This is a genomic window from Mesorhizobium sp. URHB0026, from assembly GCF_054059755.1.
In genome coordinates this window covers 508,091-530,418 of sequence record NZ_JBSSCN010000001.1, presented here as the reverse complement: position 1 = coordinate 530,418, position 22,328 = coordinate 508,091, and the positions used below count along the sequence as shown (strand labels likewise).

13 protein-coding genes and 1 pseudogene are annotated in these 22,328 nt (G+C 63.0%); 4 read left to right on the top strand and 10 right to left on the bottom strand.

The features are described from left to right. Positions 1–448 precede the first annotated feature (448 nt). Positions 449–5,182, top strand: a complete 4,734-nt coding sequence (gltB, locus tag ACVWWD_RS02605; RefSeq protein WP_352552656.1) for a glutamate synthase large subunit — start codon at positions 449–451, stop codon at positions 5,180–5,182. Positions 5,183–5,322: 140 nt separating this feature from the next. Continuing rightward, positions 5,323–6,777, top strand: a complete 1,455-nt coding sequence (locus ACVWWD_RS02600; RefSeq protein WP_352552659.1) for a glutamate synthase subunit beta — start codon at positions 5,323–5,325, stop codon at positions 6,775–6,777. On the opposite strand, the pseudogene ACVWWD_RS02595 reads toward ACVWWD_RS02600, so the two are convergent. Both ACVWWD_RS02595 and ACVWWD_RS02590 read right to left on the bottom strand, forming a co-directional pair. Next, positions 6,774–7,965 (bottom strand): annotated as a pseudogene (locus ACVWWD_RS02595) (DUF459 domain-containing protein). The gene ACVWWD_RS02600 and the pseudogene ACVWWD_RS02595 sit on opposite strands and share 4 nt — an antisense overlap. Before the next feature lie 70 nt (positions 7,966–8,035). After that, positions 8,036–9,259 (bottom strand): lytic murein transglycosylase, encoded by a 1,224-nt coding sequence (locus tag ACVWWD_RS02590; protein WP_023770506.1) that lies wholly within the window; start codon positions 9,257–9,259, stop codon positions 8,036–8,038. A gap of 211 nt (positions 9,260–9,470) precedes the next feature. Between ACVWWD_RS02590 and galU the strand changes: the two genes are divergently transcribed. Beyond that, entirely contained in the window at positions 9,471–10,376 is a 906-nt protein-coding gene (gene galU, locus ACVWWD_RS02585) for a UTP--glucose-1-phosphate uridylyltransferase GalU (RefSeq protein ID WP_435054044.1), read from the top strand. A gap of 177 nt (positions 10,377–10,553) precedes the next feature. Here the strand turns inward: galU and ACVWWD_RS02580 are convergent, their stop codons facing one another. Continuing rightward, positions 10,554–12,329, bottom strand: coding sequence for an outer membrane beta-barrel protein (locus ACVWWD_RS02580; RefSeq protein ID WP_352552662.1), 1,776 nt, complete (start codon positions 12,327–12,329; stop codon positions 10,554–10,556). Between the two features lie 250 nt (positions 12,330–12,579). Between ACVWWD_RS02580 and ACVWWD_RS02575 the strand changes: the two genes are divergently transcribed. Next, positions 12,580–13,581: a KpsF/GutQ family sugar-phosphate isomerase gene (locus ACVWWD_RS02575; RefSeq protein ID WP_023793879.1), complete on the top strand. Its 1,002-nt coding sequence runs from the start codon at positions 12,580–12,582 to the stop codon at positions 13,579–13,581. A gap of 224 nt (positions 13,582–13,805) precedes the next feature. On the opposite strand, the gene ACVWWD_RS02570 is transcribed toward ACVWWD_RS02575, so the two are convergent. The 7 genes from ACVWWD_RS02570 to ACVWWD_RS02540 all read right to left on the bottom strand — a co-directional run bounded on the left by ACVWWD_RS02570 (position 13,806) and on the right by ACVWWD_RS02540 (position 22,223). After that, positions 13,806–14,279: an NfeD family protein gene (locus ACVWWD_RS02570; protein WP_352552664.1), complete on the bottom strand. Its 474-nt coding sequence runs from the start codon at positions 14,277–14,279 to the stop codon at positions 13,806–13,808. A gap of 14 nt (positions 14,280–14,293) precedes the next feature. Continuing rightward, entirely contained in the window at positions 14,294–15,244 is a 951-nt protein-coding gene (locus tag ACVWWD_RS02565; protein WP_015315843.1) for an SPFH domain-containing protein, read from the bottom strand. A gap of 121 nt (positions 15,245–15,365) precedes the next feature. Then, a complete protein-coding gene (locus ACVWWD_RS02560; RefSeq protein ID WP_352552666.1) occupies positions 15,366–16,577 on the bottom strand; it encodes an NAD(P)/FAD-dependent oxidoreductase in 1,212 nt (403 codons plus the stop codon). A gap of 52 nt (positions 16,578–16,629) precedes the next feature. Then, positions 16,630–17,694, bottom strand: a complete 1,065-nt coding sequence (gene hemH, locus ACVWWD_RS02555; RefSeq protein ID WP_352552668.1) for a ferrochelatase — start codon at positions 17,692–17,694, stop codon at positions 16,630–16,632. A gap of 227 nt (positions 17,695–17,921) precedes the next feature. Further along, complete coding sequence (locus ACVWWD_RS02550; protein ID WP_352552670.1) at positions 17,922–20,003, bottom strand: 5'-nucleotidase C-terminal domain-containing protein; 2,082 nt, start codon at positions 20,001–20,003, stop codon at positions 17,922–17,924. A gap of 211 nt (positions 20,004–20,214) precedes the next feature. Continuing rightward, the gene (locus ACVWWD_RS02545) at positions 20,215–20,592 is read right to left on the bottom strand and encodes a hypothetical protein (RefSeq protein WP_023770500.1); all 378 of its coding nucleotides are present in this window, start codon (positions 20,590–20,592) and stop codon (positions 20,215–20,217) included. A gap of 185 nt (positions 20,593–20,777) precedes the next feature. Continuing rightward, entirely contained in the window at positions 20,778–22,223 is a 1,446-nt protein-coding gene (locus ACVWWD_RS02540; RefSeq protein ID WP_023781283.1) for a homospermidine synthase, read from the bottom strand. Positions 22,224–22,328 lie beyond the last annotated feature (105 nt).

Below are 22,328 nucleotides of genomic sequence, written 5' to 3'. Positions count from 1 at the left end.
AGCCGGAGTTGAACGGTTTAACGCGCCGACCGCAAGGGCCAGGCGCCGGAAAACCGTTGAAGCCAGCCAACGTGGCGGCAAACGTGGACGACTTAAGCTTACGTTTTTCGGGAACTCCGCGTAATTTTATGTCGCGGATGCTCCAAGTTTTTTGTGAATCGGTCTTGTGCGCGTTTACGAATTCTGCCATAAAAATTTAGGACAGTAGTGCTGTCTTATTTTGTCGCACAAAACAGGCCGGATTGGCGTAACATATTGGCCTCTCCGGCTGTTGTCGCGAGCGACAGGTGGACGGCCGGACGCTGGCCTGTACGATACCAGATGCGAAGCATGCGAAAAGCCGCATGGTTCGAAAAGGATTTCGCAAGACGTGCCGCGAGGATCAGGGTGAGCCAAGCGCTTGCCGAGGCAAACCAGCGCCTGAAGGGCTGGAATGGAGGACAGGACAATGACGGAATTGACGCTCTCTGCGACGAACGGCCAGGCCGCGCAGACGAAAGCGGCTGCCGTCAAAAATACCTCCACCAAAAATCGCGCGACTGCCGGCGGCCTGACCGCCCAGGGTCTCTACGATCCGCGCAACGAGCATGACGCATGCGGCGTCGGCTTCATCGTCAACATGAAGGGCGTGAAGTCGCATCAGATCGTCAAGGACGGGCTTGCCGTGCTTGAGAACCTGACGCATCGCGGCGCCGTAGGCGCCGATCCGCTGGTCGGCGATGGCGCCGGCGTGCTGGTACAGCTTCCGGATCTTTTTTTCCGTGAGGAGATGGCGGCCCAAGGTATCGAACTGCCACCGGTAGGCCAGTACGGCGTTGGACACTGGTTCATGCCGAAGGATGCGGCCCTTCGTGCACATATCGAAGAGATCGTCGCCGAATCGGCGCAGTCCGAGGGGCTGCCGCTGCTCGGTTTCCGTGACGTGCCGGTCGACAATTCGTCGCTATCGAAGGCGCCCGACATCGTCGCATCCGAGCCGTTCCACCGCCAGGTCTTCATCGGCCGCACGGCCGACATCACCGACGACGAGGAATACGAGGCAAGACTTTATCTGCTGCGCAAGGTCATATCGGGCCGCATCTACGCCGAGAACGACAACAAGGACATCGGCGCCTACTGCGTGTCGCTGTCGGCGCGAACCATCGTCTACAAGGGCATGTTCCTGGCTTATCAGGTCGGGGCCTACTATAGGGACCTCAAGGACCCGCGTTTTGAGACCGCGCTGATCCTCGTCCACCAGCGCTTCTCGACCAACACCTTCCCGTCGTGGAAGCTGGCGCATCCCTACCGAATGGTCGCCCATAATGGCGAGATCAACACGGTGCGCGGCAACAACAACTGGATGGCGGCGCGCCAGGCGTCGGTCGATTCCGAACTGTTCGGCAACAACATCTCGAAGCTCTGGCCAATCTCCTATGACGGCCAGTCCGATACCGCCTGCTTCGACAATGCGCTCGAGTTTCTGTTCCAGGGCGGCTACAGCCTCAGCCACGCCATGATGATGCTGATCCCGGAAGCGTGGGCCGGCAACAAGCTCATGGATGCCGATCGCAAGGCCTTCTACGAATACCACGCCGCGTTGATGGAGCCTTGGGACGGGCCGGCGGCGGTCGCCTTCACCGACGGACGCCAGATCGGCGCCACGCTGGACCGCAACGGCTTGCGCCCGGCACGCTACATCGTCACCGATGACGACCGCGTCATCATGGCTTCCGAGGCCGGCGTGCTGCCGGTGCCGGAGGAGAAGATCGTCCAGAAGTGGCGGCTGCAGCCCGGCCGCATGCTTTTGATCGACCTTGCCAAGGGCCGCATCGTCCCCGACGAGGAAATCAAGTCGGAGATCGCGACCAAACACCCCTACAAGACCTGGCTCGCCAACACGCAGCTGATCCTCGAAGATCTGAAGCCGGTCGAGCCGCGCGAACTGCGCAGGGACGTCAGCCTGCTCGATCGCCAGCAGGCGTTCGGCTACACCCAGGAAGACACCAAGCTATTGATGTCGCCGATGGCGACCACCGGCCAGGAAGCCGTGGGCTCGATGGGCACCGACACGCCGATCTCGGCGATGTCGGACAAGTCGAAGCTGCTCTACACCTATTTCAAGCAGAATTTCGCCCAGGTCACCAACCCGCCGATCGACCCGATCCGCGAGGAGCTGGTGATGAGCCTGGTGTCGTTCATCGGGCCGCGACCGAACATCTTCGACCTGGTCGGCAATTCGCGCCGCAAGCGGCTCGAAGTGCGCCAGCCGATCCTGACCAATGGCGATCTCGAGAAGATCCGCTCGATCGGTCATACCGAGGACCGCTTCGACACCAAGACGATCGACATCACCTACGGGTCGAGCGAGGGTGCTGCCGGCATGCAGGGGGCCATCGACCGACTGTGCGAGCGGGCGGAGGCGGCAGTCGCCGGCGGCTACAACATCATCATCCTGTCCGATCGCCAGCTCGGACCGGACCGCATCGCCATTCCGGCGTTGCTGGCGACGGCCGCTGTGCACCACCATCTGATTCGCAAGGGGCTGCGCACCGCGGTCGGCCTGGTCGTCGAATCGGGCGAGCCGCGCGAGGTGCATCATTTCTGCTGCCTTGCCGGCTACGGCGCGGAAGCGATCAATCCCTATCTCGCCTTCGACACCTTGCTCGACATGCACAAGCGCGGCGAACTGCCCGAGGAGGTCGACGCCTACGAGGTGGTGTCGCGCTACATCAAGTCGATCGGCAAGGGCATCCTCAAGGTGATGTCCAAGATGGGCATCTCGACCTATCAGTCTTATTGCGGCGCGCAGATCTTCGATGCCATCGGGCTGAAGACCGATTTCGTGCAGCAATACTTCACCGGCACCGCGACACTGATCGAAGGCGTCGGACTGGATGAGGTCGCAGGCGAAACCGTCAGCCGTCACACGGACGGTTTCGGCAGTGATCCGGTGCTGCGCAACAGCCTCGAGGTCGGCGGCGAATATCTGTTCCGCATGCGCGGCGAGGCGCATATGTGGTCGCCCGACGCGGTCGCCACATTGCAGCACGCCGTGCGCCAGGGATCGTGGGAGACGTTCAAGGACTATTCGGCGCAGATCGACAGCGAGACGGCCCGCGCCCAGACCATACGCGGCCTGTTCAAGATCAAGCTGGCGGATGAGACCGGCCGCACCAAGGTCGCACTCGACGACGTCATGCCGGCGGCCGACATCGTCAAGCGCTTCTCGACCGGGGCGATGTCGTTCGGCTCGATTTCCAGGGAAGCGCACACCACGCTGGCCCGCGCCATGAACCAGATCGGCGGCAAGTCGAACACTGGCGAGGGTGGCGAAGAGGCTGATCGCTATCTGCCGCTGCCAGGTGGCGGCAAGAACCCCGAACGTTCGGCGATCAAGCAGGTCGCATCGGGACGGTTCGGCGTGACCGCGGAATATCTCGTCAACTCCGACATGATGCAGATCAAGGTCGCGCAAGGCGCCAAGCCTGGCGAGGGCGGCCAGTTGCCCGGCCACAAGGTCGACGCAACCATCGCCAAGGTTCGGCATTCGACGCCGGGCGTCGGCCTGATCTCGCCGCCGCCGCACCACGACATCTATTCGATCGAGGATCTGGCGCAGCTGATCTACGATCTGAAGAACGTCAATCCGGCGGCCGACGTCTCGGTCAAGCTGGTGTCGGAGGTTGGTGTAGGCACTGTCGCGGCCGGCGTTGCAAAGGCGCGCGCCGACCACATCACCATCTCTGGCTATGATGGCGGCACCGGTGCGTCGCCGCTGACCTCGCTCAAGCATGCCGGCAGCCCGTGGGAAATGGGTCTTGCCGAAACGCACCAGACGCTGGTGCTGAACGGCCTGCGCTCGCGCGTGGCGCTGCAGGTCGACGGCGGCCTGCGCACCGGCCGCGACGTCATCATCGGCGCGCTGCTCGGCGCCGACGAGTTCGGCTTTTCGACCGCGCCTTTGATCGCGGCCGGCTGCATCATGATGCGCAAATGCCATCTCAACACCTGCCCGGTCGGCGTCGCGACGCAGGATCCGGTGCTGCGCAAGCGCTTCAAGGGCACGCCCGAGCACGTCATCAACTTCTTCTTCTACGTGGCGGAAGAGGTGCGGGCGCTGCTCGCCGAAATGGGCTTCACCCATATCGACCAGATCATCGGCGACGCCGACCTTCTGGAAAAGCGCGACGTGATCCAGCACTGGAAGGCGCGCGGCCTCGATTTCTCGAAGATGTTCTACAAGCCCGATGCGCCGCATGAAGCGGTGCATTGGACCGAACGGCAGAAGCATCCGATCGACGAGGTGCTCGACCGCAAGCTGATCGATCTGGCCAAGCCCGCGCTGGAGACCAAGCAGCCGGTCAAGATCGAGGTCGACATCCGCAATGTCGACCGTTCGACGGGCGCCATGCTGTCGGGCGAGGTCGCCAAGCGCTTCAAGCACAAGGGCCTGCGCGAGGACACGATCCAGGTAAAACTCACCGGCACGGCCGGCCAGTCCTTCGCCGCCTTCCTGGCACGTGGCATCTCGTTCGAACTCGTCGGAGCCGCCAATGACTATGTCGGCAAGGGCCTGTCGGGCGGGCGCATCGTCATCCGGCCACCGGAAGAGGCAAGGATCGTCGCGGCCGACTCCATCATCGTCGGCAATACGGTGCTCTATGGCGCGACCGAGGGCGAGGCCTATTTCGCCGGCGTTGCCGGCGAGCGCTTCGCGGTGCGCAATTCGGGCGTGGCCGCCGTCGTCGAGGGCGTCGGCGACCATGGCTGCGAATACATGACGGGCGGCGTCGTCGTCGTCATCGGCAAAACCGGCCGCAACTTTGCCGCCGGCATGTCGGGCGGTGTCGCCTATGTGCTGGACGAAGCAGGTGATTTCGCCGAGCGCTGCAACATGGCCATGGTCGAGTTGGAGCCAGTCCCGGAAGAAGATGATCTGATGGAAAAGCTGCTGCACCATGGCGGCGATCTCGACCACAAGGGCCGCGTCGACGTGTCCGGCGATATGACCAGTCATGACGAAGAACGGCTCTACCAGCTGATCTCGAACCACGTGCACTATACGGGTTCGGTGCGCGGCCGCGAGATACTCGACGACTGGACGATTTTCCGGCCGAAATTCCGCAAGATCATGCCGGTCGAATACCGCCGCGCGCTGATCGAGATGGAACGCATGCGCATGGGCGTCGCGGCAGAATAGATTTGAGAATTGCCGGGGAGCCCAGGCTTCCCGGCCCCCTTCATCGACTGTTTGACCTCGGGCTCAAGGTTGCCACGGCTGCCTCAAGAGGTTAACGGGTGCGGCGAAAACCGCACCATCTGGACAGCAGGAACTGGACTATGGGCAAGGTAACAGGCTTTCTCGAAATCGACCGGCAGGTGCACAAGTACCAGCCGGCCTCCGACCGCATCCGGCATTTCCGTGAATTCACGCTGCCGATGTCGGACAAGGAGGTCGAGAAACAGGCCGCGCGCTGCATGGATTGCGGCATTCCGTTCTGCCATGGGCCAACGGGCTGCCCGATCCATAACCAGATCCCCGACTGGAACGACCTCGTCTACAACAGGGACTGGGACAACGCGATCCGCAACTTGCACTCGACCAACAATTTCCCGGAGTTCACCGGCCGCATCTGCCCCGCGCCTTGCGAGGAAGCCTGCACGCTGAACCTTGAGGACATTCCGGTCGCCATCAAGACGGTGGAGCAGGCGATCGCGGACAAGGCTTACGAGACCGGCCATATCAGGCCCTATCCGCCGGAGAAGAAGACCGGCAAGCGGGTCGCCATCATCGGCTCCGGCCCGGCCGGCATGGCGGCCGCCCAGCAGCTTGGCCGCGCCGGTCACGACGTCCACGTCTATGAGCGCGAGAGCCGCCCCGGCGGGTTGATGCGCTACGGCATTCCCGACTTTAAAATCGAGAAGCACTATATCGACCGGCGCATCGAACAGATGCAGGGCGAGGGCGTCAGCTTCCATTGCGGCGTCAATGTCGGCGTCGACAAGCCTGTGGCTGAACTCCTCGCCGAATATGACGCCGTGCTCTATTGCGGCGGTTCGGAAACGCCGCGCGCTGCCGGCATTCCCGGCGACGATCTTGGCGGCGTGCATGACGCGATGCCCTATCTGGTGCAGCAGAACCGCCGCGTCGGCGGCGAGCCGATCCAGTCGGTGGCATGGCCGTCGCATCCAATCATCGCCGGTGGCCAGCATGTCGTCGTCGTCGGTGGCGGCGACACCGCGTCCGACTGCGTCGGCACCGCCTTCCGCCAGGGCGCGGTGCGCGTCACCCAGCTCGACATCCGTCCGCAGCCGCCCGAGAAGGAAGACAAGCTCTCCGTCTGGCCCTACTGGGCGACCAAGATGCGCACCTCGTCCTCGCAGGCCGAGGGCGCCGAACGCGAATTCCAGGTGGCGACGCTCGAATTCATTGGCGAGGAAGGCCAGCTTACGGGCGTGAAGTGCTGCGAGGTCGACGACAAGCGCAAGCCGATCGCCGGCACCGAATTCGTCATCCGCGCGGATCTCGCCTTCATCGCCATCGGCTTTGCCGGCCCGGCGATGGCGGGCGTTGCGGCGGAACTCGAGGGTGAAATGAAGATCACCACCGACAGCCGCCGTTCCAGGAATGTCGAGGCCAATGACCGCGACTACAGTACGAGCGTCGACCGGCTCTACGCGGCGGGCGACGTTCGCCGCGGCCAGTCGCTGGTCGTCTGGGCGATCCGCGAAGGTCGCCAGGCGGCACGCTCGATCGACGAGGCGCTGATGGGGACGACCGTCCTGCCGCGTTAAGGGCTGATCGCCGTGGTGGTGTCGGACGCTGCCGCCGTCGCCGGACTTGCCTTGGGCGGCTGGGAAAAGTCGTCGGCGCGACCTGGGGAAGCCTCCGGCGCCTTGCCCTCGATCACCAGCCTTTCGCCAGGAAGAGCCGGGATTGGCCTTCGGCGGCGGGGCGGCGCCGAGCAATTCTGTGCCGCCGTCGAGCGCGGGATCGCTGAGCAGCATGGGTTGGGTGCGATCGATGACGATAGGCGCTGCCGCCGGAGCGGGGGTCTCGACCGGTGCGCCCGCCGGCGCCGTCGTCGGTGCCACGCTTCCCGGCGCGGCCAGTCCAAGGATCTTAAGCAGCGGCTTTTCGGTATAGAAGGCGAGCTTGCGCTTGCCGGCTTTGGACACGTTGATGCCGTCATCGGCGCGCAGTCGCACCGGCTGGCCGTTCATGTCGGGGCCAGAGGTGACGAAGGCGCCGTTCTCGTCGACGAAGCCGTCCCAGACATCGACGAATTCGCCGCCGTGGCTTTCGGCCGCCTTGTGGTAGATGTCGTTGAAGGCCAGCATGTCGGAGGTCATCTTCGGCACCCGGAAGGCCGGCATGCCGACCCACAGGAAAGGCACCTTGGCGGTGGCGATTGCCTTGCCGAGCTCATCGGTGCGGCGCTCGTATTCCTTGATCCAGTTTTCGGAGCGGGGCTGTTCGCGCACGTCGCCGACCTTCATTTGCTGGCGGTCGTTCGAACCCAGCATGACGACCACCACGGCGGGTTTTTCGGTGTCGATCAGCGATTTGATCTGTTCGGGCCAGTTGTAGAAATCATCGCGCACGAAGCCTGACGAGCCATTGCTGCGGACAACGATCCTGACGCCGGTATTCTCGGCGAAAGCTTCGTCCAGCCCCTCGGCGAGGCCAGCCGCCATGAAGTCGCCGACCACCAGGACGGTGCGGGCGTCCGGCGCTTTTTCGACCACGGGCGCTGCCGGCTCCTCGGTAAGGCGAGGCGCACGAGGTTTCTTCTTCGGCTTAGGTTTCGCCTTCTGGATGTCCTGCGGCGCCTCGACCCGCTCGCCGCGGCGCGGAAACAGAAGGTCGCGCAAAGACCAGCCCCGGCTCTGCTGCGGCTGTTCTTGCGCCATGGCTGGGGCATGGACGGCTCCGGCCACGGCAATCGCGAGCACGGCGATGGCCAGGATCAGCACCGGCATGCGACGAACAAACGTCCCGACGCGCGTATGCCAAACCAATCGCTCCCTCCCTACTCAACTTCGTCAGGCTCTATTTCTGCCTGAGCCATTTCAGCACTTCCAAGCTCGGATAGCCATCCTGGGTCAAGCCAACCTTGGCCTGATAAGCCATGATGGCGGTCTTCGAGCCGTCGCCGATCTTGCCGTCGAATTTGCCGTCATAAAGGCCGTGCTGGGAAAGCCGCTTCTGCAACTCCTGCCGTTCCTCGAAGCTGAGCTTGGTAAAAGGCCGGTTCCAATCCTGGACCAGGCCGCTGCCGCCGGCGATCTCATCGGCAAGCAGACCGACGGCGAGCGCGTATTTGTCGGCATTGTTGTAGGCCTTGATGACCGAAAAATTCCTGACCATCAGGAAGGCCGGCCCGCCACGACCGTCCGGCACTTTCAGCGTCGCCTTGTCGGTGAGGTTCTTGAACGGCTTGCCGCTGGCGCGGCCCACGCCGAGCGCCTGCCATTGCGCCAGCGTCTTCGACCCGGCGGGAAGTTTGCCGGCCGGCAAGGTGACTTCGTAGCCCCAGGTCTTGCCGGCCTGCCAGCCATTCTTCTTGAGCAAATTGGCTGATGTCGCCAGCGCATCGGGGACGGAATTCCAGATGTCGCGCTTGCCATTGCCGTCCATGTCGACGGCATAATGCTGGTAACTGGTCGGGATGAACTGGGTCTGGCCCATGGCGCCCGCCCAGGAGCCCATCAGGTGGCTCTCGTCGATATCGCCGGTTTGCAGGATCTTCAGCGCCGCGACCAGCTGGGTGCGGGCGTATTTCGACCGTTTCGCGTCGCCATAACCCAAAGTCGCCAGCGAACGGATGACGTTGCGCATGATGTCGTCGCGCTTGAGAATTTCGCCATAGTTCGATTCCATCGACCAGATGGCCAGGAGAACGTAGCGGTCGACGCCGAATCTTGCCTCGATCTTGTCCAGCCAAGGCTTCCATTTCTTCGCCATCTGCCGTCCGACGGCGACGGACTGGTCATGGACGCGGTTGTCGAAATAATCCCAGGCAGGCGCGGTGAATTCGGGCTGGGTGCGGGCCTTCTCCAGTACCACCGGATCGGGCTCGTTGATGCCCCGGAAAGCCTGGTCGTAGACGGCGCCGGAAACGCCACCCGCCACGGCGGTGGCACGGAAGCCCGCGACCCATTGCCGGAAACCGGCGTCGGCGAAGGCCGGCCCGGTGGGGACAAGCAAAGCGAGCGAAAGGCTGGCCGCCGTCATGACGCTGGCGAAACGTTTTGCGGCATTGCGAACGGACATCTTTTCCTCCTTCTCTGTCCTAGGAAAGACCATTCATCGCCGAACCGGGTTAGGAATTAGTTTACCATAGGCGTCGCCTGGAACGAAAAGACACCTCGATGCTTTAACCGGTGGGAGTTTCCCTCAGCCGCCCCACTAATCTTCAATCCCGGCGCGAAAATGTCGGGGGACGGGGATTGCGGAGCTGGCCAGCAAACGGATAATTGAAAGTATGAAGAGAGTTCGCAAGGCAGTTTTCCCGGTCGCCGGTCTCGGTACGCGGTTTCTCCCGGCCACCAAGGCTGTTCCCAAGGAGATGCTGACCGTCGTCGACAGGCCAGTCATCCAGTATGTCGTCGATGAGGCGCGCGAGGCTGGCATCGAGCATTTCATCTTCGTCACGGGCCGCAACAAGGCGGTCATCGAGGACCATTTCGATATCCAGTTCGAACTCTATGACACGCTGGCACAGCGCGGCAAGGACGAGCAGCTTGCCCGGCTGCAGCGGCTGCAGCCGGCACCGGGACAGACCAGCTTCACCCGCCAGCAGGTGCCGATGGGTCTTGGCCATGCGGTCTGGTGCGCGCGCGAACTGGTCGGCGACGAGCCGTTCGCCCTGTTATTGCCCGACATGATCATGCAGTCGGAAAAGAGCTGCACGAAGGCGATGGTCGAGCTCTACGAGGAGACCGGCAACAACATCATCGCCGTGCAGGAATGCGACCCGGCGGAGGCTCATAAATACGGCATCGTCGGACGCGGCGAAGACACGCATCACGGCTTCCGCATCACCGAAATGGTCGAGAAGCCGAAGTCGGGTACCGCGCCGTCCAATCTATACATCAACGGCCGCTACATCCTGCAGCCCGAGATCTTTGGAATTCTGGAAGGCCAGGAAAAGGGCGCCGGGAACGAGATCCAGCTCACCGACGCGATGCTGAAGCTGGAGAAGCAGCAGGCCTTCTACGGCTACCATTATAAGGGCCGCACCTTTGATTGCGGTTCGCCGGAAGGTTTCGTCGAGGCCAATGTCGCTTTCGCGCTGTGGCGCAGCGACATGAACCAGAGCATGGCCGGCGTCATCCGCACGCTGCTCGACGAGATGAAGCCATCAGAACGGCGCGGGGCAGCCATTTAGAGTATGCCGATATTCAGGTGATGCCGGCCTGCGAATGGCCGCTCGTACGATTCCCAGTTCTACTGCGTCGCAGTACAACTGTGCTCACGTACTCAAAGTACGCTCCGCTCCGGTTCTCGGTATCAGCCATTCTCGACTCGGCCTGACCTGAACCTCGACATGCCTTGGCGCACGCCTTCAACGCTGCACTTTCACCCCGACGAAGATGCTGTTGGCGGTGTAGTCGCGGCCGGGCAGATTGCTGGTCAGCTTTTCGGTCCTTACCCGGCTGGTGAGGCCCGCATAGCGGTTCAGCCACCAGGTCAGCCCGGCCTCGGCGCTCAAGATCCTGTCGTGGCCGTCAATGCCGACATAGTCGCGCCAATCCAGGCCCAAGGCCGCATTCGCGGTAAGATCGGATCGGATCACGCGCTCGCCCGTAAAGCGTCCGGAGTAGAGAATATCGCCGCTTTCGCCCGATGTGGTCGTGGTCTCGACGGTGGTCTTGCCGGTCAAGCCGATGGTGGTGCCGCGCTGCGGCGACCATTTGAGGTCGGCATTGAGAGTGGCCCCCGAAATCGCTTCCAGGCTGTTATCGTCGATCGCCTCCCTGAGCCAACCGGCCGAGAATTCGCCCGACAGCTTCTCACCCATATCGAGTTGAAGGCCGGCGCGGGCGCCAAGACGCGTCGAGGAGCGCTCGAAGCCTTCATTGTCGATGCGCTGGTCGTACGCCCGGCGGCCGACCTCGATCTCGGTGAAGGGCGTGAGCGCCGGGGAAATCTCGTAGCCGGTGCGCAAGGTTGCAGTGTAGAACGTGTTGTCCTGATCTTTCTGCGACAGCGAAGTGCCGTCAGAGAGCTTGGCGTCACCGTAGAAGTCGTGCGAGACCGCCCCGGTCAACGTGTACTGCATCTTGCCGACGGCTTTCTCGACGCCGATGCTGCCGTCGATGGTCTGCCGCAGCGGCTGGGTGCTGACGCCGGCGATGGCATCGGGCGAGGACGCGGATTCCGGCACGGCTTCGTAGCCGAGCTTGGCGATGGCGCGCAATTCATGGTCGAGGTCGAGATCGAGCTGGCCTTCGATGCGGCCCTGCGCATCGTGAACCGGGTAGCCCGACACGGTTTCACGGAAAATTCCGTAGCCGTCGATGGTCGCGGCGTTTTCACGCCAGTCGGAAGCGGCGGTAAAGCGCAGCGCCGTCTCGGACAGCAGCGCCGATGTGCCGGCACTGCTCGAATCGCCGTTCGTCGTCGCCGTCAGCCCCTGTTCGATGGTCGGCCGGATGATGAAGGAGCCCCATTTGACGCCGGTGGCAGCGAACGGATCGTCCTCGGGTTTCTTGTTCAGGCCCTCGATTGCGGCCGTGCGCTCGGCGCCAGCGTCGAGTTTCTGCTTGTCCACACTGTCGATGGTGAGTGCACGGCGATTGGCCGCTTCCTGATCCGCCGCGATATCGCCGGTGTCGTCCGTCGCGGCCGTCGTGGCGGTGGTGGTTGGGTCCGTAGCCGCCGTGGTGCTCTTTTTCTTCTTCTTTTTGTCGGCGACCTTGTCCTTTGCCTTGTCGGCCGCATTCTGCCTGGCGGCCGTAGCGCGGCGTGGCTTGGGTGGCGTGGGTGCGTCGGCGGAGGCGTCGTCGCTGGCCTGGGGCGGGTCGAAGACGCTGGTGGTCGAGTTCGCGGCGTCCGCGTCGTCAGGAACGGCGCCGGCGCTGGCCGGCAGATACGTTCGCGCCGGCGCATTGTCCTGCGCGGCAGCGTTGGCCGCCGCTTGCTGGGCAAGAACCAGGTTTCTCGCCTTGCGCTGCTGGTCGGACAGGATCGCCGATTCCGACACTTCTCCGCGCAGTTCCGTTTCCTGGGCATGGAGTGGCGCAGGGCGCAGCAAGGCAAGGACGCTGGTCGCCAGCAGCAAGGCGCAGATCGCGTTGCCCTGTCGCCCTCTCAATTTTTCTGGCTGGACCCCGGACATCGCCACCACTGCTTGCGCGGCGCACGCGCGCCATACTTACCGAACCGTAAATGGGGATGGTTAACGGAGGGTTGAGGCCGCGCGCGCCCACTGGCTCCAAACGCGTATTTCCGCGGGCGACAATGCGGGTCCGCATCCTGCCTTCTATTTTGATCCTTGTCGTCGTCCCCGACGACCGCGCACATCCGGCCGTCATGCAGAGGCCATTTCCGTTGGACAGGCGGGCGGCAAAGCGCTAATCGCATCATCCATGCATGCGAGATCTCTCGATAAGAAGCCTCTGGACAGGCAAGCGTCGATCGAATCGGCTCTGAGAACGGTAACAACCGAACAGGCGGGGATTGCGGCCCTTGCCGAGGCGCTTGAGAACGGACTGGCGGCACCCTTTGCCCAGGCCGTCGAGATGATCTCGAAGATCGAGGGCCGGCTCATCGTCACCGGTGTCGGCAAAAGCGGCCATATCGGTTCGAAGATCGCCGCGACGCTGGCCTCGACCGGCACGCCGGCCTTCTTCGTCCATCCCGTCGAGGCCAATCATGGCGATCTCGGCATGATCGCCAGGGACGACGCCATCATCGCGATCTCGTGGTCGGGCGAGAGCAAGGAGATGATGGGCATCGTCGCCTATTCCAGGCGCTTCTCCATTCCGCTCATTGCCATCACCTCCGGCGAAACCTCGGCGCTGGCGCGCGCGGCCGACGTCGTGCTGCTTTTGCCGCGCACCCCGGAAGCCTGCCCGCATGGCCTGGCGCCGACGACGTCGACGCTGCTGCAACTGGTCATCGGCGATGCACTGGCGATCGCGCTGCTCGAGGCGCGCGGCTTCACGCCGGACCATTTCCGCACCTTCCATCCCGGCGGCCAGCTCGGCGCCAACCTGACCATGGTCTCCGAGATCATGCGTGTCGGCGAGCAGATGCCGCTGGCTTCGCTCGGCACCAAGATGCCGGAAGCGGTGATGACACTGTCGCAGAAGAAGGTCGGCTGCGTGCTGATCGTCGACGCTAAAGGCGAACTGGCCGGGATCATCACCGACGGCGATGTCGCGCGTAACCTGCACCGCAACCTGGCCGACGTCATCGTCGACGAGGTGATGACCCGCACACCCAAGACCGTCGACCCGCAGACGCTTGCAGGCACTGCGATCGCGCTGCTCAACGAGTACAATGTCGGTGCGCTGGTGGTGACCAGGAACAACATGCCGCTGGGCGTGGTGCATTTTCACGACCTGCTGCGCATCGGCGCTGCCTAAGGTAGTGATCTTCAGGTGGGGCCGACCTGCGAACGAAGGCTTTCTGCGCTTCCGGCCTGCGCGGGCCGAAGCACTCATGAAGGATCGTGGTAGCGAAGGCTTCGGCCGGCGTAGCCCGGTGCTCAGGGACTCAATGTCCGCCCGCTAGTCGCAAGAGCGACCCCGAAATGCATCATTCTAGCCTCGGCCTGGCCTGAATCTCAACGCCTTGTGCGCTTGCGCCATCAGGAGGCTCGGACCTGTTCCACCGTCAGTTCCAGGTCCGTGTCCGCAGCGCTTGTCACACGCACCTGAGTGCCGGCGGGCAGATCGGGGCCGGAGACACGCCACAGCGTGTCGCCTAGCTTGATGCGGCCACGGCCGTCGCGGATCGGTTCGGCGAGCGTCGCCATCCTGCCGACCATCTGGGCGCCACGGCGATTGAGCAGCGGCTGATCGGTTGGCTGGTCGTGTCCGCCCATGAGTTTCTTGCCGACAAAGGCTGAAACCAGCGACAGCACGAGGAATAGCAACACCTGGACCTGCCATGTCCAGATAGCGACATCCCAGATCAGCAGCGACACCGCGCCGACGATCAGAGCGGCGATCCCGATCCAAAGCATGAAGAAACCCGGTGCGATGACCTCTACCACCAGGAGCACGAAGCCCAGAACCATCCAGTTCCACGGCCCGAGTTCAGAAACGATGCGGTCGATCATGAGAGTGGCCTATCTCAGTTGTCGGAGGGCCTGACGACAGGCGGACGTGCTGCCTGCCTTTGCGCGCCGGTCGTGCCTTCGCTGCGAAAGACTTCCTTGGCGATTTCGCCGATACCGCCGAGTGAGCCGATCAGCGACGACGCCTCGAAGGGCATCAGCACGATCTTGCTGTTGGTGGCGGTGCCGATCTTGCCCAGCGCTTCGGTATATTTCTGGGCGACGAAGTAGTTCAGTGCCTGGACGTCGCCCTTGGAGATCGCTTCCGACACCACCTGGGTGGCGCGGGCTTCCGCCTCGGCGGAGCGTTCGCGCGCCTCGGCGTCGCGGAAGGCGGCTTCCTTGCGGCCCTCGGCTTCGAGGATCTGCGACTGCTTGAGGCCTTCGGCGGCCAGGATCTGCGCGCGCTTGTTGCGCTCGGCGGTCATCTGGCGGCCCATCGATTCGATCAGGTTGGCGGGCGGGTTGATGTCCTTGATCTCGACGCGGGTGATCTTGATGCCCCACGGATGCGCGGCCTCGTCGACGACGCGCAGCAAGCGCTCGTTGATGGCGTCGCGGTTCGACAACAGCTCATCGAGGTCCATCGAACCCATGACGGTACGGATGTTGGTCATCGTCAGGTTGAGGATGGCGTTCTGCAGGCCGGCAACCTGATAGGCGGCCTGTGCCGCATTGAGGATCTGGTAGAAAGCGATGCCGTCGACACCGACAATGGCATTGTCGCGGGTGATGATCTCCTGGCTCGGAACGTCGAGCACCTGTTCCATCATGTTCATCTTGGCGCCGATGCGATCGACGAACGGAAAGATGAGGTTCAGGCCGGGGCTCAGTGTCTTGGTGTAACGACCAAAGCGTTCGACGGTATAGTTGTATCCTTGTGGGATTGTCTTGATGCCCTTGAACAGCACCAGTACGACAAGCGCCACCAGAACAACGACCGCAATATCGAAACCACTGAAATCCATCTGGCCCTCCCTCAGAAGCAGGCCGCGCGAGCCATTCCCGCGCAACCGGCTTCACCAAAGACTTAAGTGTGTTTCAGGAGCGTTACAATCAGGTGATGAGGGATTGTTTGTGGGTATGCACTCAGCGGTTGAAGGCAAATATGCTTGCATCCGTGTCTTCAAACCCGTGGATCGAAGCCGAGACGATCTCGGCGGCGATCCGCGAGAAGGTGATGCCATTGCCGCCATAACCCATCACGGCACGGATTCGCGGGTGCCTGGGAAGAGTGCCGATGTAGGGAAGGCCGGTGGTCGTGGTGCCGAAGGAGCCGGTCCAGGCAAATTCGGGCCTGACGTCGAGGTGCGGAAACATCAGGTCGAGTTTTGCGGCAATGCAGGCGCTCTTGTCGGCGATCAGTTTATCGCGCCTCGTCTCGTCGAGGAATTCCTCGTCCTCGCCGCCGCAGATGACCCGGCCATCGGCGGTTGCCCTGACATAGAGGTAGGGATCCGACGCCTCCCAGATGAACGCCGCGCCCGGCCAGAGCTTCCGTGGTTGTGGACATGTCGCAATCGCCCATGTCGAGATGACCCGGTGAGCGGCCGCCGGCACTATGTCGATCAGCTCGTAACCGGTGGCCAGGACAACATGCCGTGCCGTGATGGTGGGCCCGCCCGTGGTTGCCACGACCACCTCATCGGCGCTGCCCTCGATCGCCGTCGCTTCTACGGGAGCGTAAAAGCGTGCCTGGCGCTCCAGCGCCTTGAGCAGCAGCCCTGCCGTCAGCTTGCGCGGGTCGAGCGCGATGTTGCCATGGCTCAGGATGGCGCCACCGCGGTCGATGCCGAATGCTTCCGCCAGTGGCGCCGATGTAAGATAGGTCGCGCCGATGCCGGCCATCTGCCGCGCCTCGGCTTCGTCCCGGAGTTCCGATGGGCCGAGCACGGTGCCAGCCAGATAGAGCGATTGGGTGCGGCTCATGCCGCAGTTGATACCGAGTTCGGCGATGCGGGCGGCAAGATTGGAAACGGCCAGCCGCGAGCGTCGCCAGGCCTGCCGTGCCTGGCTCTTGCCGATCATCCCCGAGAGCGTTGAAAGCGGCTGGTCGATCTCGAATTGCACAAGCGCGGTGGTTGCCGCCGTCGATCCTTTCAGCGGCCCACGCCGGTCGATGCAGATCACCGCGTGAGCGTCGGCTGTCAGCGCCTCGGCCATCATGGCGCCGCTGATGCCCATGCCGACGATCAGCACATCGGTCTTGACGTCCCGGGTCAAACTGCCAGTCGGCACCGCGGGCGCCCGATAGGCGGACCAGACGGGCCGGCCAGTGCTGAGGTCAAGTTTGCGGAGCATCGGATTCCCCGGAGGCGCTGCTCAACGCTCCGGAGCTGGTGTTGTTCCGGTGTCAGACCCAGCCAGACAGTTCGCGCCGTACCATCGCTTCGATCACCGCCATGCCTTCCGGGCTGTCGTTGAGGCATGGTATGTGGGCGAAGTTCTTGCCGCCGGCGTGGTGGAAGGTCTCGGCCGCTTCGCGGCCAATCTCATCCAGCGTTTCGATGCAGTCGACGGAAAACCCCGGATTGACGATGGCGATCGACTTGACACCGTCCTTGGCCAGTTTCTCCACGGTCTTGTCGGTGTAGGGCTGCAGCCATTCTTGCGCCCCGAAGCGTGATTGGAAGGTGGTGATCAGTTTTCTTTCGTCCCAGCCGAGCCTGTCGCGCAGCAGCCGCGTCGTCTTCAGGCAATGGCAATGATAGGGATCGCCCTTCTCGAAATAGGGTTTTGGAATGCCGTGATAGGAGGCGATGATCACCTCCGGCTGGAAATCCAGGGCCGCCAGGTGCCGTTCGATCGAATTGGCCAGCGCCTCGATGTAGACAGGTTCATCATAATAGGGCGGCACGCCGCGGACGGCAGGTGCTGCCCGCATCTTCATCAAGGCGCGAAACAGCTGGTCGTTTGCGGTGGCGGTCGTCGTTGCCGAATATTGCGGATAGAGCGGGAACGAAAGGATGCGGTCGCAGCCTTGCGCGACCAGCCTTTCGGCGACGCTCGACGTCGAAGGGTTGCCGTAGCGCATCGCCCAGTCGACGACCACGTTGGGCAGATCGCGTAGTGCCTCGGCCAGTTTTTCGCCTTGTGCGCGGGTATAGGTTCGCAAAGGCGACTCGTTCTTCTCCCGATTCCAGATCCTGGCGTAGTTGGCGCCCGACTTCTTCGGTCGCGTGGTCAGCACGAGCCCATAGAGGATCGGATACCAGATCGCCTTGTTGAGCTCGATAACGCGTGGATCGGACAGGAACTCCCTGAGATAACGCCACATCGGCCTGAACTCGGTGCCGTCTGGTGTTCCAAGATTGACCAGCATGACCCCTACCTTGCCGGTCGTGACTGGCGGATGCCCGACCGGCCGTGGACCAGGGGCTTTCGCGGCTTTGGGATCGACAATAGTGGAAAGCGGCATATGGGTCTCCAAGACGTGAACCTAACCATCCTGCAGGAGCTTTCAATGCCGCGTCTGGCCGCACCTTGCAGCATGTCGCGGCGGATAGGATTCGCCCGGCCTGCCGTAAGCTTCTGATTTGTGCATATCGTGGTCCCGGAGGACACTTCCGGGCGACATGCATTAGGCCATAGAATATAAACCCGTCCGGTTCCCCCGGGCGGGCGATGTGGCGGAACTGGGCGAAATTACTTCGCCGGGATGTTCAGTGTCGCGCCCGGCATAAGCCGATGCGGTTTTTGCCCCTTGTTCGCCTCATAAATGAGCTTCCACTTGGTCGCATCGCCATAGGCCTTCTTCGCCAGAGCCCAGTACGTATCGCCAGTCACGACGACATGGCCGCCGGTAGCTGGCGCGGCTTCAGCGGGCTTTGCCGGCTCGGCGGGCGCGGGCGTCGCCGGGGCAGGAATGGCCGGCGCGGGAGCGGTCTCGGCAGGCTTCGCCGGTTCGTCAGGTGCCGGCGGAGCCGGTGGTGCAGGCGCGTTTTGCGTCGATATGGCCGGCGGCGTGTTGGCGATATCGCCTGAGTTGGCAGGCAATTCCGGCATGGCCGGTGCAGCCGGTTTAGCAGCCGGGGCCGGCGCCGGCGCTGCGGTCTGCGCGGGCTTTGCTGGTTCGGCAGGCTTGGTTGGTTCGGCGGGGGGAGCTGCCGCTGTCGTCGCGGCGATCTCGGTGATGCGGCCATCGAGCTTCGGCGTATAGGGCCGGTGCGCGCCGAGATAGTCGGCCACGACCTGTTCGAGGCCAGGGCCGTAATCATAGGCGTTCTTGGCCTTTTCGGCGAAGACCTTGTAGCCGTCGCCGCCCTGGCGGACATAGTTGTTGGTGGCGACCAGATAATCCTTGGTCGGATTGATCGGCGTCCAGACGCCGTTCTCCATCACCTGCACCGACTTGACGCGGCCGGCATTGGGCGCGACCGATCTGTCGAAGGAGTATTTGAGGCCCGCCACCTGCGGGAAGCGGCCGGCGCCGTCCTCGATCTGGCTGAGGCCGCCTTCGAGGCCGGCGACCAGGTCCTTGCCAGAAATCTGGAAGGTCGCCAGCGTGTTCTGGAACGGCAGCACGGTCAGCACCTCGCCCATGGTGACGGTGCCCTTGTCGATGGAGGCGCGCAGGCCGCCACCGTTGGAAATGACGACCTCGACGCCCTGTCCCTTGACCCGGTCGAGGATGGCGTCGGAGACGAGGTTGCCCATCGCACATTCCTTGGCGCGGCAGCTTTCGCGGCTGCCGTCGATGACGTCGGTGGTCTCGGCCACTTCCTTGTTCTTCAAGGCCTCGATCGGCGCGCCAAGCTCCTTGATACGGGCGAGCGCGGCTGGGTCCGGCGTGATCGATTTGTCGAGATAGATCGGGTCGCCGCTTGCCGATTTGACGACCCCATTGTCGTCGAACACCACCTTGAACTCGCCGAGATATTTCGAATAGGACGCCGCCTGCACCACCGGCACCTTGTAGCCGCCGGGGTTGTCGACCATGGTCGGGTAGGGGCCAGCCGCCTTCGGATCGGTATTGGACAGAAGCGTGTGGCTGTGGCCGCCGACCACGATGTCGATGCCAGGGATCTTGGCAATGACGTCGCGCTCCCTGTTGTACCCGATATGGGTCACGGCGATGATCTTGTTGACGCCTTCTCCCTTGAGTTTCTCGACCTCGGCCGTGATCGACTTGACGTCGTCCTCGATTTGGATGTTGGGGCCAGGGGAGGCGAGTTCGGGCGTGTCGTTGGTGACGGCGCCGATGATGCCGATCTTCTGTCCACCGACCTCGACGACGATCGACGGCTTGACGCGGTCGCCGAGCTTGGACTGCGCGTTGGCCTTGACGTTGGCGCCGAGCACCGGGAACTTGATCATGTCGAGAAACGGCGCCAGCGCCGCCTCGCCGTCGTCGAATTCATGGTTGCCGAGTGCCATGGCGTCGAACTTCATGTCATTGAGGAACTCGCCTTCGACCTTGCCCTTGTATGTCGTGTAGAACATCGAACCCTGGAAATTGTCGCCGGCGCTGAGCAGCAACACGTTCTGGCCCTCCAGCTTCTTGCGTTCCTGGGCAATGGCGGTGATCAGCCGGCCGGCGCCGCCGATGCATTCGCCCTTGGTCTCCTCCTCGGCCGAGCAGGTCGATTCGTATTTGTTGTTGCCTTCGATGCGGCTGTGCCAGTCATTGATGTGCAGGACGTTCAGTGTGTAGTCGGCAAAGGATGCGCCGGCCGACAGGCCAAGCGTCGACGCGGAAAGGGCGGCAATGGCGGCAAGCTTCTTCATCTTCGTCTCCCGGTAGGCTGATCAGAGGCGTCTGGCGCCCTTGCTCGACTGGTATTACAGCCAGCGTTTCGATCATGTTCCCATCGCGTTCGGGCCGACGCAAGCGGAAATGCGGCGGTATCTCCAGGCGCGAAACCCGGGCTATTGCCGGCACAAAAAAGAACGGCGACCGAGGGGCCGCCGTCCTTTGTGACTGGAATGTTCGCCGAGTTCAGGTGCGCCGCGTCAGCACGAAATTCTGGCCGGCGGAGCTGGTGCAGTTGAGCTGGCTGGTCGACACCATCAGGCAATTGAAGCTTACCGGGGTTTGGCGGATCAGTGAGGTGCCGTTGATCTGCACCGAAGTGGCGCCGGTCATCGTATAGCTGCCATCGGCAAGCTTCTGTCCCGTGTCGGTGGCGACGGTCGTGAAGGTGCCGCCGGTGAAGGTCGACAGGCCAGTGCCCTTGGCATCGATCCAGGAACCTTCGACCCCTTTCGGGGCGGCGGCCATGGGCGGCGTATCTGGGCCGCTGGTGGCACAGGCAGCAAGCATCGAGGCAAGGGCGCCCGCCAGGCCCGTCGAAAGAACTTTGCGCGCAATCGTCATATGAAATCCTCTCCAAACGCGCCGTCCCACAAATCGGGCCGATTTCTGGGAATTGACGCGAACGTCCAAAGTGCCGGGGTATGCCTTAAGCGTTCAACGGACGCACATCGCCACCCCAGGCCGCCTCCCTTCAATCGCCCGATTTCCGGGCGATTGCAAGGCAATGGCGCATGGTCCGGGTGCTGCTATCGGACGAGGATGTTGCGGAATTGCCACGGGTCGCTTCGGTCGAGGTCCTCCGGGAAGAGGCCCGGGCGTCTGTCGAGCGGCGTCCAGTCGGTATAATAGCCCTTGACCGGTCCGAGATAGGGCGACTGCACGTCCAGGCAGCGTTTGTAATCCATCTCGTCGGCCTCGACGATGCCGGCGGCGGGATTTTCCAGTGCCCAGACCATGCCGGCCAGGACAGCCGAGGTGACCTGCATGCCGGTGGCGTTCTGGTAGGGGGCCAGCTTGCGCGCTTCGGCGAGTGACAGCTGCGAACCGTACCAGTAGGCATTCTTGTCATGGCCGTAGAGCAGGACGCCGAGTTCGTCGACACCGTCGACCAGTTCGTTCTCGTCGAGCACGTGGTGCACCGGTTGCGGCTTGCCGGCCGCACCGAACATCTCGTCCAGCGACAGCATCGCATCGTTGCAGGGATGGTAGGCGTAGTGGCAGGTCGGGCGGTATTGAACCTTGCCCTTCTTGGAGCGCACGGTGAAGAAATCGGCGATCGAGATCGCCTCGTTGTGCGTCACCAGCAGGCCATATTGCGGTCCCGGCGTCGGGCACCAGGAGCGCACGCGGGTGTTGGCGCCGGGCTGCTCCAGGTAGATCGCGGCCTTGGAGCCATGCTTGTGCTTCTTGCCGTTCTTGGGCATCCAGGTCTCATGCGTGCCCCAGCCGAGCTCGGCTGGCTGCAACCCCTCGGAGATGAAGCCCTCGACCGACCAGGTGTTCCAAAACACATCCATCGGCTTGGGCTTCTTGGTGCGCTGGGTGTCGCGCTCGGCGATGTGGATGCCCTTGACGCCGGCCTTCTTCATCAGCTTGGCCCAGCCCTCGCGGTCGTCCTGCGCGGGCTCGGAGAATTCCATGCCAAGATCGGTAGCGAGGTTGACCAGCGCCTGCTTGACGAACCACGACACCATGCCGGGATTGGCGCCGCAGGTCGATATCGCGGTGGCGCCACCCGGCTTGTCGTGCTTTTCCTTGATCAGCGCCTCGCGCAACGCATAGTTGGTGCGGCTGGCATTATCGGCCTTGGCGTCGAAATAGAAGCCAAGCCAAGGCTCGACGACGGTGTCGATATAGAGCACTCCGAGCTTGCGGCAGAGCCGCATCAGGTCCACCGAGCCGGTATCGACCGACAGGTTGACGCAAAAGCCCTGGCCGCCGCCATTGGTCAGAAGCGGGGTCAAAAGCTTCTTGTAGTTCTTCTCGGTCACCGCTTCCTGGACGAAGGCGATGCCACGCTCGTCGAGCAGCTTGCGATCGGTATCGCGGGGGTCGAGGACTGTCATGCGCGACTTGTCGAACTTGAAATGGCGCTCGATGAGCGGCAGCGTTCCGCGTCCGATCGAGCCGAAGCCGATCATCACCACGGGGCCGGTGATCTCACCGTAAACGGGCCAGTTTTCATTCGCCATTTTATCGGGCACTCCTTCAACTCCGTCCAAAAGCTGGGCAACCGCCTGCAAAAGCTGGACAACTGCGTGCAAAAGCCGGGCATTTTCGCCCAACGGCCATGCGCT

Bases quoted from the DNA above. Each gene is read 5' to 3' on its own strand.
- ACVWWD_RS02570 (WP_352552664.1), bottom strand. From the start codon at position 14,279: ATGATCGACCGCATCGTTTCTGAACTCGGGCCGTGGAACTGGATGGTT.
- ACVWWD_RS02600 (WP_352552659.1), top strand. From the start codon at position 5,323: ATGGGCAAGGTAACAGGCTTTCTCGAAATCGACCGGCAGGTGCACAAG.
- gltB (WP_352552656.1), top strand. From the start codon at position 449: ATGACGGAATTGACGCTCTCTGCGACGAACGGCCAGGCCGCGCAGACG.
- ACVWWD_RS02575 (WP_023793879.1), top strand. From the start codon at position 12,580: ATGCATGCGAGATCTCTCGATAAGAAGCCTCTGGACAGGCAAGCGTCG.
- ACVWWD_RS02545 (WP_023770500.1), bottom strand. From the start codon at position 20,592: ATGACGATTGCGCGCAAAGTTCTTTCGACGGGCCTGGCGGGCGCCCTT.
- ACVWWD_RS02590 (WP_023770506.1), bottom strand. From the start codon at position 9,259: ATGTCCGTTCGCAATGCCGCAAAACGTTTCGCCAGCGTCATGACGGCG.
- galU (WP_435054044.1), top strand. From the start codon at position 9,471: ATGAAGAGAGTTCGCAAGGCAGTTTTCCCGGTCGCCGGTCTCGGTACG.
- hemH (WP_352552668.1), bottom strand. From the start codon at position 17,694: ATGCCGCTTTCCACTATTGTCGATCCCAAAGCCGCGAAAGCCCCTGGT.
- ACVWWD_RS02560 (WP_352552666.1), bottom strand. From the start codon at position 16,577: ATGCTCCGCAAACTTGACCTCAGCACTGGCCGGCCCGTCTGGTCCGCC.
- ACVWWD_RS02580 (WP_352552662.1), bottom strand. From the start codon at position 12,329: ATGTCCGGGGTCCAGCCAGAAAAATTGAGAGGGCGACAGGGCAACGCG.
- ACVWWD_RS02550 (WP_352552670.1), bottom strand. From the start codon at position 20,003: ATGAAGAAGCTTGCCGCCATTGCCGCCCTTTCCGCGTCGACGCTTGGC.
- ACVWWD_RS02540 (WP_023781283.1), bottom strand. From the start codon at position 22,223: ATGGCGAATGAAAACTGGCCCGTTTACGGTGAGATCACCGGCCCCGTG.
- ACVWWD_RS02565 (WP_015315843.1), bottom strand. From the start codon at position 15,244: ATGGATTTCAGTGGTTTCGATATTGCGGTCGTTGTTCTGGTGGCGCTT.